Source organism: Streptomyces sp. NPDC014861 (genome assembly GCF_043081625.1).
Taxonomy (GTDB): Bacteria; Actinomycetota; Actinomycetes; order Streptomycetales; family Streptomycetaceae; genus Streptomyces.
This window is the reverse complement of sequence record NZ_JBIBWV010000033.1, coordinates 21,113-39,012: the sequence shown is the minus strand read 5'-3', so window position 1 is coordinate 39,012 and position 17,900 is coordinate 21,113. Positions and strand designations below refer to the sequence as shown.

The 17,900-nt window shown below is 66.7% G+C and carries 8 protein-coding genes and 3 pseudogenes; 2 read left to right on the top strand and 9 right to left on the bottom strand.

The window, feature by feature from the left end; all coding sequences use genetic code 11:
- Positions 1-22: 22 nt before the first annotated feature.
- From ACF1BN_RS35535 to ACF1BN_RS35525, 3 genes are all read right to left on the bottom strand, one after another.
- Positions 23-952 carry a hypothetical protein gene (locus ACF1BN_RS35535; RefSeq protein ID WP_392335727.1) on the bottom strand — a complete coding sequence of 310 codons (930 nt, stop codon included), beginning with the start codon at positions 950-952 and terminating at the stop codon, positions 23-25.
- A gap of 558 nt (positions 953-1,510) precedes the next feature.
- Entirely contained in the window at positions 1,511-1,795 is a 285-nt protein-coding gene (locus ACF1BN_RS35530; protein WP_210764228.1) for a hypothetical protein, read from the bottom strand.
- A gap of 156 nt (positions 1,796-1,951) precedes the next feature.
- Positions 1,952-2,518 carry an ATP-binding protein gene (locus tag ACF1BN_RS35525; protein ID WP_392335726.1) on the bottom strand — a complete coding sequence of 189 codons (567 nt, stop codon included), beginning with the start codon at positions 2,516-2,518 and terminating at the stop codon, positions 1,952-1,954.
- Between the two features lie 154 nt (positions 2,519-2,672).
- Between ACF1BN_RS35525 and ACF1BN_RS35520 the strand changes: the two are divergent.
- Both ACF1BN_RS35520 and ACF1BN_RS35515 read left to right on the top strand, forming a co-directional pair.
- Positions 2,673-3,447: pseudogene (locus tag ACF1BN_RS35520) on the top strand (Scr1 family TA system antitoxin-like transcriptional regulator); the annotation flags it as partial.
- Positions 3,442-3,632: pseudogene (locus tag ACF1BN_RS35515) on the top strand (DUF397 domain-containing protein). The pseudogenes ACF1BN_RS35520 and ACF1BN_RS35515, both read left to right, overlap by 6 nt.
- 117 nt (positions 3,633-3,749) lie before the next feature.
- On the opposite strand, the gene ACF1BN_RS35510 reads toward ACF1BN_RS35515, so the two are convergent.
- The 6 genes and pseudogenes from ACF1BN_RS35510 to ACF1BN_RS35485 form a co-directional block, all read right to left on the bottom strand.
- Positions 3,750-4,871, bottom strand: a complete 1,122-nt coding sequence (locus ACF1BN_RS35510; protein ID WP_392335725.1) for a hypothetical protein — start codon at positions 4,869-4,871, stop codon at positions 3,750-3,752.
- A gap of 83 nt (positions 4,872-4,954) precedes the next feature.
- Positions 4,955-7,174 (bottom strand): competence protein CoiA family protein, encoded by a 2,220-nt coding sequence (locus ACF1BN_RS35505; protein WP_392335724.1) that lies wholly within the window; start codon positions 7,172-7,174, stop codon positions 4,955-4,957.
- A 43-nt stretch (positions 7,175-7,217) separates the two neighbouring features.
- Entirely contained in the window at positions 7,218-9,065 is a 1,848-nt protein-coding gene (locus tag ACF1BN_RS35500) for a UvrD-helicase domain-containing protein (RefSeq protein ID WP_392335723.1), read from the bottom strand.
- Positions 9,062-10,921, bottom strand: a complete 1,860-nt coding sequence (locus tag ACF1BN_RS35495; protein ID WP_392335722.1) for an ATP-dependent endonuclease — start codon at positions 10,919-10,921, stop codon at positions 9,062-9,064. The genes ACF1BN_RS35500 and ACF1BN_RS35495 overlap by 4 nt, the downstream gene beginning before the upstream one ends.
- A 120-nt stretch (positions 10,922-11,041) precedes the next feature.
- On the bottom strand, positions 11,042-15,169 hold the full coding sequence (locus ACF1BN_RS35490) for an Eco57I restriction-modification methylase domain-containing protein (RefSeq protein ID WP_392335721.1): 4,128 nt from the start codon (positions 15,167-15,169) through the stop codon (positions 11,042-11,044).
- Between the two features lie 1,229 nt (positions 15,170-16,398).
- Positions 16,399-17,814 (bottom strand): annotated as a pseudogene (locus ACF1BN_RS35485) (DEAD/DEAH box helicase family protein); the annotation flags it as partial.
- Positions 17,815-17,900: the final 86 nt, after the last annotated feature.

Here is a 17,900-nt window from a genome sequence, read left to right as displayed (position 1 = left end):
GTTGTGACGACATCGTTCGACTTTACGTCCATCCGATATTTACTCCTAGGTGATATCGGGCCATGTCGTTCAGTGCTGCGGTTTCATCTGGATTTCGAAATGGTGCCGCTGGTAGGTGATCGCGGGCTAGAGGGCCGACCCCATTCACGACGTCGTCGTATGCCGATGAGATGGCAGAACCGATGAGTAGGTCAGTGGCCTCGTCGAGAGTAAGGCGATTGGCAGGCCAGCCGTACACTCCGTCGTTGATGACTTTCAGAGGCGGGAAGAACCACCATGGGTAGTCCGGAGCCTCTGCGTCCAGCAGGCGATATCCGTCAATGTCGATCAACAAGGAGCCGAAGTGGGATATTGATCTGACATCCGCGCGTCGCTCTCTGTGAAGTCGATCGGCTGAGAGGAGTGGGATGCCCATCATCCTTCGCGCAAAGGGGCGTCTGGGGTCCGCGACGTCACGCAGGTCTGAGTCCTCCGTCAGTTGGCAATCGATCGACCCCACGCGGACATCACTCACTCGAGTGACCGTGCTGAAGAAGTCGCTGACGTGGTCAATCGTGGGCCGTGCATTGACTGCCTCTGAATGCCTATAGGCACGACGCTCTGCCATTTCTGCCGCAGCGAAGAGGAATCGATATGGCGGGTAGAGTTCGCGCCAGTCAATGGTGCGTACGCCCTTGTGCAGGCCAGGTAATGGAGGGTTCAAGGCGAAGTCGATAAGAGTCAGAACTTCAGAATGAGAGAGGCTTCGGCCTGCCATGGATTCTGCGAGGCGGTAGGGTTTCCCGTATTCTCCTCTCCTGTTTATGTCCCACATTCTCTGGAGTCCTCGATCCATGATTTCTGGATAAGGTCCGCGGAAGAGGTAGCCCTCGTCCAGTAGGCCCGCGCACTCAAGGAGGAGTCGCGTTGTGATCGGCTCGTCGCCTCCAAGGAGGGGTTCGAAACTATGCACGTGAGCATAGTCCTCATTGCCCAGAGGCAACATACCCCTTCCGGCCCATTGCCTCCAGGTCGTATGCAAAGCCAAGGTTAGCGAGTCCTGCATTGCTTCCTGGTTTATTTTGGACCAGTTGAGAGGCTCGAAGCCGAGGAGGATTGAGTAGGTGCGATGCAGGGAAAGCCATGTGAGGCAGTGGTCAGCTATTTCGCTTCCGAGTGAATAGGCACTAGCCTTCCGATTCCAAGCGAAGAGGGGAATGCCATCGTTGCGGTGCTTCTCGAAAATGGCTCGGTCGTTACTGTCGAGGTTACGGATCGAATAGTCGGCCAGAGAGTCTCGGGCAGCACGTAGAAACGTGAGAAGCACGCCAATGGTAGAGCCGTGGAATCGGGCCCAGTGGCTCGTCTCGTGCGCATGGACCAAGTTCCACGACATGAGCGACGTGACTAGATCGTTGGGATTGTCGCGCATATTGTCGTGGAATAGGAGGTGGCTTCTTAGATTTAATTGAGCGCCAGTTGTGCTGTGCAGGACCGGAGAGCTCATTGGGAATCCTGTTCTCTGCTGTAGCTACTCATCATTCTCGTGTTCGATTGGATCGACGGATTCTACAGAGCCGCGGTCACGGGCTCGGTCAATGAGAGCTCGGATCGCGTCGTACAGGCCATTGGTAGCAACTCCTGCCGCTACCGAGATGGCGATGTCCGCCAACTGCCCGTGATGCAGTGAATCGCTCTGCGTCTCTCGGTGTGTGACTTCGGCCGTGCAATGCTGGCTCAGTTCTGGGGATTCCCGGATCTCTTCCGCCAAGAGTTGCAGGTTGGCCGCCCCTCCGCGGTACATCAGCTTGATCATGAGAGGAGCATACGAGGCGTGCGGATGGCGAGTCGGAGGATCGCGAAAGCCGGCGGACGGGCACTGTGGGGCAAAGCTGCCCATCTGGTGCGTCTTCGCAGCGCAGCCTCAGCTGTGACGGGTGACCTTCTGGCATGCCCGCCCCAACCTTCATCCTCACGCGCATTCGACGCCGCGGTGTTCCGGGTTCTGATCGAGTCCGGATGTGGCGCGCCATGCGAGGTCATTGCCCATCGGGTGAGGTGGCTGGTTGTTGCGGGGCGCTCCTTCAGGACGGACTGCCCAGTTCCGCCCGCACGGTCTGCCGCTGGGCGAATAGGGAAGCGTCTCCCAGTGGTCGGCGACCGCGGCGACGAGCGCGAGGCCGCGCCCGCTGGTGTGGAGGGACGCGTCCGACAGGGCGCTCAGGGCGCTCGCGGGACGGGCCTGCGGCCATCTGCCTCCGCGCGCGTCGGTGACCTCGACGCGAAGGAGACCGGGGGAGGCCTCGCAGACGAGGGTCAGTCGAAAGCTACGACCGGGCAGGCTGCCGCGGAGTACGGCGTTCGCCGCAAGCTCCGCGACGACGATTTCGGTACGCTCCGTGAGGGCCTGCGGGGCGACCCAGGACTGGAGTTGGCTCACGGTTAGCAGGCTGGCGAGCCGAGCGCCGCGCCGTGTGGAGGAGAGCAGCTGCGTGAAGGTGTGCAGGGAGGTGGCGAGTTGCGGAGCGAGTTGCTTCATGGCGCGCCAGCGTGGCGCCCGTGAAGGCTGCGAGCTCCGGGCCCCGTACGCAGAGTCAGCGTACAGGCGCAGAGAGTGGAAAGTACGCGGGCCCTCCCGTCACGCTGTGTGCTGAACGTGTGCGGGCGCGAGCGGCTGGAGAGAGGGGCGGCGGATGGACAACGTCGAAGGGGAGGCGGCCACGGGCGTGGGCGCCCAGGCGGTTCCGGCGGGGGAGTGGGAGCGCGAACCCCATCCGTCGGACAGTCTGCGGACGTTCGGCGCGGTCGTCCAGGCCCTGCGGGAGCACGCGGGGCTCAGCCGGAGTGAGTTCGCCGACATCGTGCGGTACTCCAAGCACACGGTGGAGTTGGGCCGCCGGATGCCGGACGAGGCCTTCGTGGAGGGAGGGGGCGACCGGAATCACCGGGGCGCTGCGCAAGGCCGCTCGCCATCTCACCCGAGGCGAGGCGGGACTTGCGGCCTGGTTCCGCCGGTGGGCTCGGCTGGAGCGCGACGCGGTGAGTCTGTGTACGTACGAGTGCCGACTGGTGCTGGGGTTGTTGCAGTCGGAGGCGTATGCGCGGGCGGTGTTAGAGGGCACGATCCCGCTGCGGACCGACGAGGAGCTGGCGGCGCTGCTCACCGTGCGGATGGACCGTCAGCGGATCATGCGGGAACGGCCTACCGTGGCGTTCAGCTTCATCCTGGAGGAGCACGTGTTCCGGCGGCGGTTCGGGGACGCGGAGGCGATGCGCGAGCTGTTCGACCATGTCCTTGAGCGCACTGCTCCGCGTAATGTGACGCTTCAAGTGGTGCCGCTTGAGGCGGGGCTGCACCCGTGCCTGGATGGGCCGGTGCGGATCGTGGAGACCTCTGCGGGACAGCGGCTCGGCTACTCCGAAGGGCAAGAGAACGGCCGGTTGAACTCGGACCGGAGAGCTATGAGCGGCAGTGCGACGGAACTGACCTGGTTCAAGTCCAGCTACAGCGGCAGCCAGGGCGATGACTGCGTCGAGATCGCATCGCAGAACAGGCTGTCTATGTACGGGATTCCAGGGACGTGAGCCGCCCGGCCTTCATTGCCGGCCGTGAGGGCTGGGCACCGTTCGTGCGGTTCGCGTTCGGGCGTTGAGAGACACACCGCGTAGGCGCTGTCGAAGCCATCAGCCTCGGCAACGCCCCTCTACATTGCGACGGTCTCCAGGCCGTGGCCGTGCTTCTTGTGGGTAGAGGCGTACGGCGATGTCAGTCAGCCTCGATGGCAGCGAACTCGAAGATCCGAAATGACGGCCTTCTCAAGTGCGTTAACATCGCCATCCACCGCGGCCACCTGTTCGGCCACGTCAAGGAGGTCGCTCAGATCCCCTGGCTCGGCGTCCAGGCGTTGCCACACCTCGGCGGGGTCGATGTCGACAAGGCGAGCGAGTTGTTTGTCGACGACCTGATGCTGCTCCCGGACTAGCCTCACCAGATGGCGCATCAAGAGTGCCTCATCGTCGGCGATCTTGCGGTTCGCCCTGATGACGAGCCACGCGACCCACAGCATCGACTGCGGGTGCCGACTCCGCTTGCTCAGTCCTTCGGCGACTTCGATCACCCGAGCCTCGTTTCGGAAGACGGCTTGCGCGTGCCGCCCCGCGACCAGCGTCGTATAGCGGTTCAGCACCACCGCGAGGGGCACGCCGACCACAGGGATGCCGATCTTGATGACGTTGCGCTGCAGGAGGTACTTCCCGACGAAGGGGAGCCCCTTCGCGGCGGTCAGTACCCCCTTGGAGTAGAAGCGCTTGATCACCGGCCGTACGACGACCGGAACCGCCTTGACCACACCTTCCCGGACCACTTCCCCGCTCTTGATCGTGAAGGCCACTCGTATGAGCTTCCACAGGTCATCGGGGTCGGACAGGTCGAGCGGGACCTGGTAGAGGACTGCGATGTCGTAAGCCAGACGGAGCTGGAGCCGGGTGGTGAACGCGACATCGACCATCAGCGTCGCGACGGCGGCCGGAACGGTGGCCGGCGAGGCCCCGCCGAGGGTCCCGATGGTGGAGGCGACGGCCGCGGTGTAGGCCCCGGCGGAGATCCCGCCTTCGAGCGCGGCGTACCGGGCCGCCATCTTGATCCGCTGGTCGACGATGCCATCCGGGGGTACGCCCTCATACCGCTCCTGGAAGTACTGCCAGTCGACCTTCGCGGTGTAGGAACTCATGGCTTGGGCACAGAGCTTGGTGAACCAGTTGCCCGACTTGATGTCGTCCGCGCTCAGGCCTTTGACGAACTCGCGAATTTCAGAACGCTCTTGCTCGACAGCCTCCCGGTCGGCATCGGTATCGGCGTCGCCATCACCAGCGTCGATCACGGCTTCGGTCACGGTGGGTTCTCCCAGGTTCGTATCCGTCGGGGCGGAGGTCTCTGTGCGGGCGACGTGTCGTGTGGAGGCGTGAGGCGGGGGCGTCACCGTAGTTCGGAGTGACGACGCAGTGCCATGCGCCAGTGCATGAAAAGGGCCTCGGGTGGGGGAGCGATCCGGTCCAGGTTGAAAAGGATCTGCTGGTAGAGCGGATGCGGCCGGTCGCCTCCGTGCGCGGTGACTAGCGCGGACAGCGGGGGCCTGTCGTCCGGTGTCTCACGGTCTACCTCGACCAATACGGCGATCTTGTCGTCCGGGTCGAGGGCTGCGAGGGGAGCCCCGATCCGCAGGGCCAGCTCGCCCCACGTCGTCGTACGCCCTTCGCGCGCGGCCTGCCGCAGCGCGACGCGGACGGCGATGGCATGGCCGCGTATCTGCGACAGCGTGAGGCGCTCGGTCATCCGTTCCAGGTGCCGCTGCCAGCGCGCGATGTCGCCACGTTCCTCGGCCGCCAGATCGTCTCCGACCTCTTCTGCGAGTTCCTCGGCACTCCGGAGAGCGCGGCGCAACTGGTCCGGATAGAGGTCGTCTCCGTCGCGGTTGATTGTGTCAATGAGCGCTGCCAGGCGCTCCCAGGTCTCATACAACTCGTCGGCGCGCTGGTCTATCAGCCAGTCAGTATGGTCCCGCAGGGTCTCGTGGGCATCCGTCGACAGCGCTGCCCGTTCCACCAGGAACAGATTCTGTTCGAAGGTGTCGAGGTCACCGGCCTGCCGTGCCTCATGAGCCACGTCAAGCAGAGCGTCGAAGGCGGCGCGGCGTCGGGCGTCGGCGGAATCGGACCGCTTCCCTCTGACACGGCCAGGTGGCTTGCGGTGGGCTTCCTGATGGGGAAGGGACGGCGGGTTCGCCTGGCTGCTTCTGCTGTAGGCCGCGTGGACGCGGCCACGCTCGCGGTTCCAGATGTCGAGCAACTCGGTGTTGGAGAACCTCTTCGTCCAGCCGAGTCCGTGCAGTATCTCTTTGAGGAACGGGGCTGGGCCGCCGTCTCGCCCCGTGATGAGGGCTGACAGAACGGGCTTGCCCGGTGTCCGGGGCCGTTCGACCCGGAGGAGGAGGTCCCGCCACCGGTCCACGGAGAGTGTGTGGCCTCGGAGCGACGCTCCCTTGCACAAGGTTGCCATCGTGACGACGCTCTTGCTCCGCGCGGCGTTCTCCAGCGTCCTGCGGAAGGAGGCGACGAGGTCGGCGTCAGGAGGAAGTGACTGCTCCTCGGGCGACGGAGTATGCGTGTCGGCGGACGGCGCGGCGCTGTCCGTGGACCGGTCGGCAGTGTCGGTCTGGATGAGCTGCAGTGCGCCGGCCTCGATCAGCCATGTGCCATCACTGTCGAGGGAGAGAACGGCGTCCATGGGCAGGTACGTGTGGTGAACGTCGGGCGAATCCGCACGGGCAGGGAGCGACAGGCGGCCTTTGACGCGTAGCGAGACATCGAACCAGCGGTGGGTTTCGGTGGCGTGAGACAGCGCGGCGTCGGTGATGAGGACGGAGGCCGGGGTGAGCGGCAGGCTGGACGGGGGAGGCGCGGGTTCCGCGGGGGCTGCATGGCGCGGAACTATGCCACTCGGTGTGCGCAGGAGACTCGGGGTGACGATGCCTTCGGGGGCGAGCGTGCACTCCGAGAGTGAGGTCCACTCCACGGGTCTGTCCGGGAACTGGGTGCCGATTTCCACGATTCGGATCGCCCCGAGTGATCGGCACTGCACACGCAGGGCGTACCCCTGCCGCTCGACTTGCCAGTTGGCCAGGAGACTGTCAGGCCCGAAGAACCAGTTGAGTTCCGAGTGCCGGACTCGAAGCTCCGCGTCGGCCTCCTCCCACTCCCGCTTCGACCTCCGGGCGAGCTGGACGCGTATGAGCCCGCGTCCAGCCTCGTACGACACGTCGACGACATCGCGGACCTGGTGCCCCTTGGGCTTGTAGACGGGCTGCACCGCCCGCTGCCCCTGCTGCTTCAGCCAGTCGGCGACGGCCCGCCCGATGTAGAGGTGATCGGCGCTGTCCTCACCGGTCTCCGTGCGGCGGCAGTGCACGGGCGGCCGGTGCGCGAAGTGGCACTTCTTGTCCGTGTACCGCCTCGGGGACAGCTTCCTGCCACAGCCGCCGAGCAGGACGCCGCAGTAGAAGTCGTCGCGCGTCCGACCCCGCATGAACCGGTCGAAGTCGTCATGGTCGTACGGCAGGAACACCGGCCAGTCCGACTCGGCCCGGCCGATGACTGCGGTCTGGACCTTGCGCGTGTCTTCTTCCTCTGCGTACGGCACTGGGCTCCTGGTGACGGGTGGTGGGTTAGTCAGCCGCTCAGTCTCAGCTGCTCTTGCTGAGCTCACGGAGGGCGCGGAACGGGACGCCTCGCCTGGCGAGGAACGTCGCAATCATCGCCAGGTGGTCGTCTTCCAGCGCAAACGCGAGGAGACGACGGGCGCGCGTCGCGGCTACGTACAGGACCCGAAGGGCCTCGCCGGTCTCTTCGGGCATCACGCGGTCAGGGCCTTCCACCCAGGCTTTGACGAGGTCTGTCGAACGGCTGTCCTCCGGGGTGGCAGCCGGGATGACGACCAGCACCGCGTCTGCCTGATCGCCTTTCACTCCATGAACGGTACTGGCCCGCCCGACGGAGACGTCGGGAGACGAGGGCGCTCCGAAACCCACGATCTGCCATGCTGCTTTGCCATGCTTCTTGCAGGGATAGGCGCGCTGCACCTGGGGCACGAGACCGTGCAGGCCGGCCTTTGCCGTGAGGACACTGTGTGCCGCCCGACTCCATTCGGCTGCCGGCATGTCCAGCGGAGGTAGGGCGCGAAGGACTGACTGCTCGGCTACGTGCAGTTCCAGTGGACTGAGTCCTTGATGAGCAAGGTTGACAGGCTCAGGGGTGTCGGGCTGGCCGTACCAGTGCCGCAGAACGGCTTCGCGTAGCACCTTGTGGGCGCGTTCCTGGTGCCTGGTCGACGCACCTGGTGAACGCAGGATGGCTGTAGCCCAAATGAGTCGGCCCAGCTGGTCCGAGGGGGGAACTCGTGTTCCGGTGAGGCCTTTGGGCAGTGTCGAGTTACCGTGTGCGACCACAAGGCATTGACTCTGAGGGATGGCGAGTTGCTCTGCCGCCGCACCGAAGTCTCCCAGCCACTCGACGTCCTTCCGCCCTGTGGTAGGAAGGAGCGAGATCGGTGTTGGCTCGGCGTGATAGGGGCCTACCGCGGTGTCGCAAGGAGCGTTGGACGTGCGCAGCGTGTGCGCAAGGTCGCAAATAACCTGTGTGCTACGCCAGTTATGCGTCAACCGGTGATCTGGAGCCGTACTGCTGAGCGTCTTGGGTACGGCAGTCGTGAGCGAGATCAAGTTCCTGAAACCATAGATGCTTTGGTCCGGGTCGCCGACAAGTAGCAGGGGTATGTCGAGTTCACGCAGCATGTCGACGATCCGCAAGTCCTCATCGGAGCAGTCCTGGGACTCGTCGATGACGACTTCACGGAAGCGGGTGAGCAGTACCCGCGCGATGCGCTTGCGGCGCTCGGTATCGGACAGGAGGTGAAGAGCCATATCGCGCAGCTGGTCCCCCGACAGGTAGCCCTGACTCCACAGGCGCTGCATCGCAGACGCTGCCCAAACAGTCAGCTTCTGCCGCCCGTCCTCGTCCCGCCGGAACCGGTGTGGGAGCCGGCGGATGATCGGTTGCGGGTCCGAGATGCGAACGACGCCTCCGCCGTACGAGAAGCTGAAGTCGTCCAGAGAAGCACCGTCCCTGCGAGCCTGCGGGTGGTCGCTCCACTCCTCCAAGCGCTGCCATATCTTGCCGGGTTTGGGCAGCAGGTAGGGGCGGAGAAGATGCCGCCAGACGAACGCGTCGAAAGTGCCTATGAAGTGGGGGAACTGGGCAAGCTCAGGGCGCCCTTCATCAACGCACCGCTTCCTGATCTCGCGGCCCGCGACCTTGGTGAAGGAGACCAGCGCGCGGCCCTGACGCGGCCCAGTCGGGCTGGTCAGATGACGTTCGACGATGGTACGGGTCTTTCCCGCGCCAGGGCACGCCTCGGCGCGGACGATGCGCCCGGGGCTGGTTTCCATGTTCACCAGTGCGCGTTGAGCAGCGGCGGCTTCAGCGCGCAGAACGGCGATGGTGTCGGTGGCGGCGCTGGGATCACGAGGGGTCATGACACCTCCTCAGTGACCCACATGAGAGCGTCCTTCAAGTACTGGGGCACCGCCATCGGGGTAGCCTCGCGCGGCCGCTCAGCAGCCACTGCCAGAATGTCCTGCGCGAGGTCGCCCTTGCGGATCAGTTTCCGCCCGTTGATCAACTCGGCCAGGGCCTTGGCCTGCTGGCCAGGCGAGCCGGCTCCCACGGCCTTCCAGTGCTCTTCCCAAGCGATCGGCTTCTGCCGCTTCCAGGCATCCAGCACGATCTCGCGGTTGGGGCCGCCCGCACGCAGGAGTTCCGGCTCCAGCGTGAACTCGTTACGGAAGACACGGGCCAAATTGTCAGAGGCCGTCGCTGCAATCATCTGCTCGAGCTCCGAGATGCGCTTCTCTGCGGCCTTCGCGGCTCCTGTCCCGGCATCACCGTCAGTGATGACTGCGACGCGTCGGGCTATGCGGAACTGACTCGCGCTGTCGACGGTCAAGAGGGTGCGGATGTACGGCATGAAGTCAACGCCGTCGATCGGAACGAGCGCGGTGCCGAGGAACCGTTGAAGCTGTTCCCGGCTGAGTGTGAGTCGTGCGAACTCAGGAAGGAGCAGGGCTTCGGCCAGACCTTCGACGAGTAGAACGCGTTGTCCGAACAGGAATGTGTTGCGCGTGGCGGTGAGATAGCTACGGAGCTTGACGTGGTCGTCCTTGCCCAGCGACAACCTGTCGACCGCGACGGCGGTGGTTTCGTACGAGGTGCTACGCGTAGATCCTTCGACAGCAGCAGCACTGGGACGCTTTGGCCTGCGCTGAAGTACAACGAGATTCTTGGGCGCGACCGCGGTGGCGACGTGCGGTGAATGCGTGGTGACAATCACCTGGATCTGGCCGCGCCACGGGCTCTTGGAGTCCGCTTGGCGCCTGCTCTCCTGGGCTTCCTCCACGAGGTAGTTGAGGAGGATGGACTGAAGTTGCGGATGCAGGTGTGCTTCCGGTTCTTCGACCAGGAGAAGGGTCAGGTCGGCTTCCGCCGCATCTTGGAGCTGCGTCAGCACGGTGGCCATGAACAGCAAGTTCGCGTATCCGAGCCCTGATTCGGCCAGGTCGCGGGGGTCGAGTCCGGCCTGCTCCATGCGCAGTCGCAACCCCCGTGCGATGGAACTGACGGAGGCGTCGGCGAACCCTAGGTCGACCGACTGAGGTAGAGCTCCCTCAGTGAGCCGGGCGAGACGGTTGCCGACGGAGTCCAGGGCATCGGGCAGCGGCGAGATCTTGCCGACCTGCTCGAACTGCTTGCCGACCTTGCGGAGGAATTCCTTGCGGTCCGCGTCGTCCTTGAGCAGTCTCTCGACGACAAGCTGGATGCGGCCACCGCTGCTGGATGCAAGTTCGCGCTGGGCATCCCGCAGCGGGGGCAAGTACAGGTGACGGATTCCCTCCCGGGCTCTGGGCTCGGGGTCGAGGTCGGCGGTCGCACCCTCACCTGCCCGCCACGACAGGGTGGCGCGCCGGAAGCCCTCCGGCGGGGGAGTGATGGTGAGGTGGTAGCTCGCCGTTTCTCCGTCCCGGTCGAAGGCTTGACTGAACATGTCCAGATCGCCGGGTGATCTCGATCTGTACCGGGCGGACAACTCGATGGTGCTGCGGCACCCTTCAGCATGCCCGTCTTCGGGGCAACCGTCCCGGTGGAGGTCGTCGCGGTCCGGGTAGAGGCCGCTGCCCTTGCCGTCAAGGGGAGGCGTCAGCAAGCGGATGGCGTCCATCACGTTGGACTTGCCGGCGTTGTTCTCGCCGACGATGACCGTGACGTCCGGCTGGAAGCAGACTGTGGTGTCGTGGGCTGAGCGGAATCCTTGCAGACGGAGCTGATCGAGGTACATGGATGGGTCTCCGGTGCGGGGTGAGGCGTGGTACGCACGAGCAGAGATGCGCCGCTTCTGGCCCCTGCCGGGTTGGCAGGGGCCGGGCGCTGGGAAGAGCTGGCCTTCGACCTGACGTGGTCAGGCGGAATGGCGGGGGCCCTGCCCGGGGGGCGGGGTGAGGGTGGAGCGGTAGGTGCCGGACTCGCTCTCGGTGAGGGGGGTCTCCAGGGTGAGGCCGGCGGTGGCCATGCGGTCGTACTCGGCGAGGATCAGGTGCTTGGTGCGGTACTCGCCGTGGGCCTTGATGTCGTTGTCGCGGGTGACGTTGAAGGTGTCGAGGATGTACGCGGTGTCGTCGCGGGTGATGCCGTAGAGGTGGAAGAACAGGGCGTCCAGCTCGGCACGGATGACGGCACGGCGGTCGGTGTCCCAACGGAAGGGGGCGCCGGTGTCGCCGAGGTCGCTGGCGAACGCGCTCATGTCGTTTGCCGTGTAGGTGAGTTCGAGGATGCGCGGGGTTAGCGAAGCCGCGTGCAGCGCGATGACTTCCGGGGCGATGAAGGGGAGCTGCTCGAACTGGAAGAAGTTCAGGTTGGTGCCACCGAGCTTCTGCCGCAGCACGTAGTCGAGCGCCATCGAGACGCTGTTGCTGTAGAGCAGGGGCGCATGCTCGAAGTTCCGAGGGATCATGATGTTGCCGGAGTCGCCGAGGCCCGCGCGGGGGAAAGCGTAGGTGATCGCTGTGCGCTCGTCTGATGCGCGGCAGATCTTGCGGAAGCCCATGACCCAGCCCCGGTCCCACCCCTTGGCGGCCAGTCGGCTGCGGATGCCCGACTCCATGACGGGGTTGCCGTTTCTGTCGACTTCGCCGGTCGGAACATCCTGCTCCGGCACCCAGTAGCGAGGCAGCGGGACGGCGGCGGCGTCCTGGTGCTGCTCGATGGTGAAACGCGGGAGGGTACCCACGGCGAGCTGCTTCTCCGTGGCGTTCTCGTACGTGGAGAAGCGGTGGTCGTAGTGGTGCAGCATTTTCGCCTCGTACAGCGGGAGTAGCCGCTCCTCGCCGTGGACGAGGACGTTGCCGTCGAGGCTCCAGCCAGTCTTGAGGAGGTCGTCGAAAGTCTCATCGTTCTGGGCGGCGGGCCGGAACAGGTGGGAGTCGCTCGCCATGTTGAACAGGCCTTGCAAGAACGAGATGTTCCAAGGGTTCCCGCCCACCCCATTTCCCTCATCAATCAGGACCGGCACGCGGCGGTAGATACCCAGAGTGATCTCAGCGTCCCGACGACTGCGGAAGATGGGGCACGTGCCCGTGTTCGGGTTGAGGAGCTGGATGTCGCGTCCAGCGAGGAAGTACGAGCGCTCCGGGATCTGCTGGGTCTGCCGGACACGGAAAGCGATGGAGATCGGTACCTCCGGTGAGCCGGAGCCCGCCATGCAGAACAGGGCGAAGTTCACGCTGTGATGGACACCGGGGAAGACCTTCTCCTCGTTCTCGAAGCCGTACAGTGCAACAAGATGCCCCTTGGTGACCAGGTCCTTGAAGAAGAACTGCGTCGTCGCGTCCGTTGCGATACCCGTCGGCACGATCACGCCCGTGCGCCCGCGTGGGGCCGTCAGCGTGCGATCCGTCTCCGTGAAGACCGCGTACGTGTTGATACGACCCCGCCCGGTAAGCGGAAAACGGTCGCTGCTCCGCAGGAAGTGGCTCTCCCCCTCCGCGCGCCGCTTCGCGGCCTCGAACTCGGCGTACAGACGCACGCCGTCAGGGTCGTCGCGCAGCTCTGAGATGAGGCGCTTCCGCGCGGCGGAGTTCTTGGCCCCGGCGATGCGGGGGTCGCGCTGGGCGAAGAACTCGTGCTCCACCATCTCGACCCGCTCCCACGGCGGATTCCCCACCACCGCGTCGAACCCGCCGGCCCACCCCGTCCCCGCCTGCACGCCCGCCCCCGACTCCGGGACGGCGAACACCTCCGGAAACTCCAGGTGCCAATGGAAGAACCGGTACTCGTCCCGCAGCCGCAGGATCTGCTCATGCGTCGCATCCGGCACCGCCGACTGGTCCCGGCCACGCAGCGCACGGAAGACCTGTTCCGTCGGGGCCTCTGGCGCGCCTGCCTGCTTGGGCCAGACGAACGCGGCGCACCATGCATCAGCGGCGTGCAGGTCGTGGACGTACGCGGACGACTCCACGTAGGAGCGGTAGGCCGACTCCTGAGCCCGCACCTGCTCCAGCGAATCCGCGGGGGCCATCGTGATCCGCGCAAGCTCCGCCGCGTACCGCTCGTTGCCCGGCAGGGTCTCCGTGTCGAAGAGGAGTTCGTCTTGGCCGCCTCGCTGGGCCTTGTTCCGCTTCACGAGTGCGGACGCGTACTTCCGGTCGTCGCCCTCGATCGGCTTGAACGCGTCGTCAGGCACACCCTCCGCCAGCAGCTTCGGCGTCGTGCCGATCAGCCCGTTGCCGTGCTTCACATGCGCGTCGAGGAAGCTCAGCGGCTTGCCCCGTTCCATCGCCTCCAGCCACAGGGACACCTTGGCCAGCTCCACCGCCATCGGGTTGAGGTCGACGCCGTAGATGCAGCGCGCGACGACCTCGTGGAGGGCGTGGCGCAGGGCGTCGACCGGCGGCTCCGGGTTGCGCTCACGGACCGAGGCCACCCGCTTGGCGATCCGCCGCGCCGAGGCGACGAGGAAGTGGCCGGAGCCGCACGCCGGGTCGCAGACCGTCAGGGACAACAGCTCGGTGACGATGTCGTCGGCGGGATCCGGACGGCCGGCCGCGCTCGCCCGCTGCTCTCCCCGCTTGACGGCATCGTCTATCACCGGGTCGAGCGTCGTGTCGAGCAGGCACTCGATGAGCGAGGACGGGGTGTAGTAACTGCCTGTCGTCTTGCGGGTGTTGCCCGCCACTTCCACCAACTCGAAGGAGCGGTCCGTCGCCGAGTGCTTGGGCTCCAGTTCAAGCAGGGACTCGTAGACCGAGCCGAGTTCCTCGGCGTCCAGGTGGCGGTAGTCGACGGGCCGCCAGCGGCGGGCGCCGGGGTCGCGGACCTGGGCGAGGTGGCGGACGGCGGCGAGCAGGGACTCGTTGGACAGCTTGAGGCCGTCGAGCGGCGCGTCGGCCGGCTTGTGGGAGAACAGGCCGCCGAGACCGGGCAGGCCCAGCTCGGGGCGGCCGCCCTCCGTGCCGAGGGCGTTCAGGACGATGCGGAGGGCCTCGTACTGGTCGCCGTGGGCCGTGCCCTGCCGGCGCCGCGCGCGTTCGCGTAGCCGGGCGGAAGAGAAGTACCGCTCGTACGCCTCCCGTCCCGGGTCGCCGGGCTTTCCGTCAAGCAGGGCGTCGCGGTCCTCGGCGACGAAGACGAACAGCAGGCGGTAGACGAGGCGGAGGAGCGCGTCCCGGAGGGCCTTCGGGTCGGTGTCCTCGCGCAGCCTGCCGTTGTCCGGGTGGCGCAGGAAGCCCGTACCGAGGACGGTCAGGGCGTTCTGGACACCCAGGCGTAGCTGGTCCAGGGCGCGGGCGCCGGAGGTGACGGCCTCGGCGCGCCACTTCTCCAGCCAGCACCCCGAAGCCGCCGTACCGTCCGCCACAGTGAACCGGGACGCGTGCAGCAGGCTGTACAGCAGGACGAACTCGCTGAACAGCTCGCCGTCGAAGAGCGCTTCGAGGTCGAACTCGACGTAGGCCGCGGTGGAGAAGGAAGACGAGTCGCGCAGCAGACGCAGCTGGCGGCCGTTGGTGAGGACGGCCCACAGGTGGGCCTCGGCGCGGTTGAGGCAGTCCTGGAGCATGGACTGGGCGGGGACCTGGCCGGGGGCCGGGCGCTTGTCGAGTTCCTGGTTCCAGGGGATCTGGTGGATGAGCGCGGGGCCGTGGCGGTGGGAGACGGGGAAGTGCTTGTCCGGGTCGGAGTCGGCGGGGATTCCCGCCCCACCGACCTCCGTCAGCGCGCCGAAGTCTAGCTTGCGGAAGAGCTGGGCCAGCCAGTCGGTGCCGGCCCGGCCGGTCGGGTCGGCGGCTGGCGAGCCGGTCGCCGGGTCCGACGGCAGGGCGGCACGCAGGTCGCGCCAGAGGGGCTTGAGGTACTCCCAGGCGCGCTCGGCCTCGTCTCGTACGGGCACGGAGGCGGGCAGGCCGTAGTCGGCGGACTTGGTGCCGGGCAGGTTCCGCGCCTCGTCGATCCGGAGCAGCATGTCGGCGGGGAGCAGTCCGCCGACCGTGGTGACGGCGGTGAAGGCCAGGGCGTTGCGGGTGGCGGCGGACATCAGGCTTCGGCTCCGGACACGGTAGAGGCGGACGCGGCGGGGGCGGGCTGCTGCGGCAGGTACACGTAGACACCGAGGACGTCGGCGGGTTCCTGCGGGACGACCTTCAGGCCGCGGACGATCTCCTCGTTGGCCTTGCGGACCCGGCGGTGCGAGGCATCGAGTTCGGCGGCCAGGCTCTTGCCGTCTTCGGTGAGGTGCGCGGACAGGTCCGGCAGGCCGTCCAGGGTGCGGGTGATGTGGTTGCGGGCCGACTGCTCGTGTGTGTTGGTGGTGGCGCGGGCCGCGAGGAGGGCGGTGGCCGCGTCGGCGTCCAGCCAACGGGCCCGTGACGGCATGCCCTCGTAGGCGAGCAGACGGGCGTCCTCGGCGACCACCTGTCGCTCGCCTGTGCGGGACGGCAGGGTGAGGTGGAAGCGGTAGCGGACCAGGAGGAGCGTGGTGCGGGTGGTGACCGCGTCCGTGGTGACCACACCGCAGCGGCGGGCCGGGCGGGGGCCGAGGGCGTCCACGTCCAGCGCCGAGTCCAGGACGTACGAGGCGATGGCCCCGATTGCGGGGTCGGTGCGAACCAGCGCCGCCTCGCCGCGGGCGATCGCCGGAGTGGCGCGGAACAAGATCTCGCGGTCTTCCTCTACGAGCCGGTTGCCGAGCGTGGCGGCGAGCGCGTCCCGCAGGCCGGCCGGGGTGCCACCGACCTGGGCGGTGAAGTCGCCGCTGCCGTCGCGCGGGTCGCGGACCAGCGCGTCCAGGTCGCGCAGCGCCTCCAGGGCGAAGTCGCGGACCTCCTCGGCGCCGCCGAGTGCGGCCCGTACGGCGGCGACCTCGCGGGCCACCTCCTCCGGGTGGATGGCGCGCTGGGCGTACTTGGAGCGGGAGGTCTTCTCCCGCTCGGCGGCCGAGTTCCACTCGCGTTCGATGCGGTCGAAGGACTCCTGGTGGGTGTCCATTTCGAACAGGCTCTCCTGGCTGCCTTGCCGGCCGTGCAGCAGCAGCCACTCCACGACGGCGTCGGTGACGCCGGAGGCGGTTTCGTCGGGGACGGAGACGGAGATACCCAGGTCCTTCTTGATCTGCCGGTGCTTCTTGAACAGCACCTCCAGGACCTTGCCGTCGATGCCGTTGTCCTCGCCGTACATGGTGATGACACGGACCTGGTCGCGCTTTTGGCCGTAGCGGTCGACGCGGCCCTCGCGCTGGTCGTGGCGGGTCGGGTTCCAGGCCAGGTCGTAGTGGACGACTGCGTCGAAGTGGTGCTGGAGGTTGACACCCTCGGAGAGGCAGTCGGTGGCGATGAGGACGCGGCGGACGGCCGGGTCGTCGGCCTCCTCGGCGGCGGCCTCGGCGGCGAGCTGCTCGATGCGTTCCAGACGCTGCTGCGGGGAGAGGGTGCCGGTCACGGCGGCGATCTTCGTCTTCTTGCCGAGCTTGCCGTCGAGCTGCTCGGCCAGGTACTCGGCCGTGGGGATGTAGCGGCAGAAGACGATTGGGTGGTAGCCCTCGGCGATCAGGTTCTTCAGATGGCGGGTGAGAGCCTTCAGCTTCGCGTCCTCGGCCGGGCCGACGAGCTGTGCGGCCCGCTCGGCGAGTTCCAGCAGTCGGGCACCGGCATCCTCCGTCTCGGCGGCACCCGGCGCGACGTCCATGCCTTCCAGCCGGTCGTTGTCCGCGGAGTCGGCTGCCACCGGGGCGCCCAGGACGTCCGCTTCGTGCGCCGTGCGGGCGGCGGCGGACTCGGAGCGGGTCTTCAGGGTCTGCGCAGCGGCCGCCGGCGAAGACACCATCGAGCGAAGCAGCGCGATTACCGACCACCATGCGATACGGGCCTCCCGCTTGCCCTGCTCGCCGGCCGCCTCGACGCGGTCCCTGGCGTAGGCGATGGCGTCGTCGAGTAGAGCCCGGTAGGCCGGGGTCAGCTTGTACGGCTCGTCCTTCGTCCAGCGGTCGGAGGGGAAGGCAGTCCGCTCGGCCAGGGAGTCGTCGGCGAGGCCGTCCTCCTTGGTGAGGTAGTCGCGGACATCGGCGCGCTTGCGGGCCACGAAGTGTTCGGCGAGCTTCGCCCGCCCCGCCGGGGCTTCCAGGTTCACTGTCGCCAGTTCGGGGCGCACCAGGCCAAGCAGATTACGGAACGCCGACTCCTTGCCGGAGTGCGGCGTCGCGGTCAGCAGCAGCAGGTGACGGTCGGCGTCGGCGGAGATCCTCCGCAGCAGCTCGTAGCGGAGCTGGTTAGAGGAGGACGACGCGGCACCCTGAGCGGTGTCATCTGCGGCCACACACGTGTGGGCCTCGTCGACGATAACCAGGTCGGGGCAGTGCCGTACGAAGTCCTCACGGTGACGGGTCGACTTGATGAAGTCCGTCGAGATGATCGTGAACGGGTGCTTGTCGAACAGGGACTGGCCCAGCTCCAGACCGCGCTCCAGGCGCGACACCGTGGAGGCCAACACCAGCTCGGCGTCGATGCCGAACTTCTCCCGCAGCTCGCCCTGCCACTGCTCGGCCAGTGCCGGGGAGCACAGCACGGCCAGCCGGGTCGCCTCGCCCTGCGCGAGAAGCTCCTTGGCGATCAGACCCGCCTCGACCGTCTTGCCGATACCGACATCGTCCGAGATCAGCAGCCGCACATTGCGCTGCCGCAACGCCATCAGCAGCGGCACCAGCTGGTAAGCGCGGGGTTCCACAGCGATCGACGCCAGGGAGCGGAACGGGCCAGCACCCGACCGGAACCCGA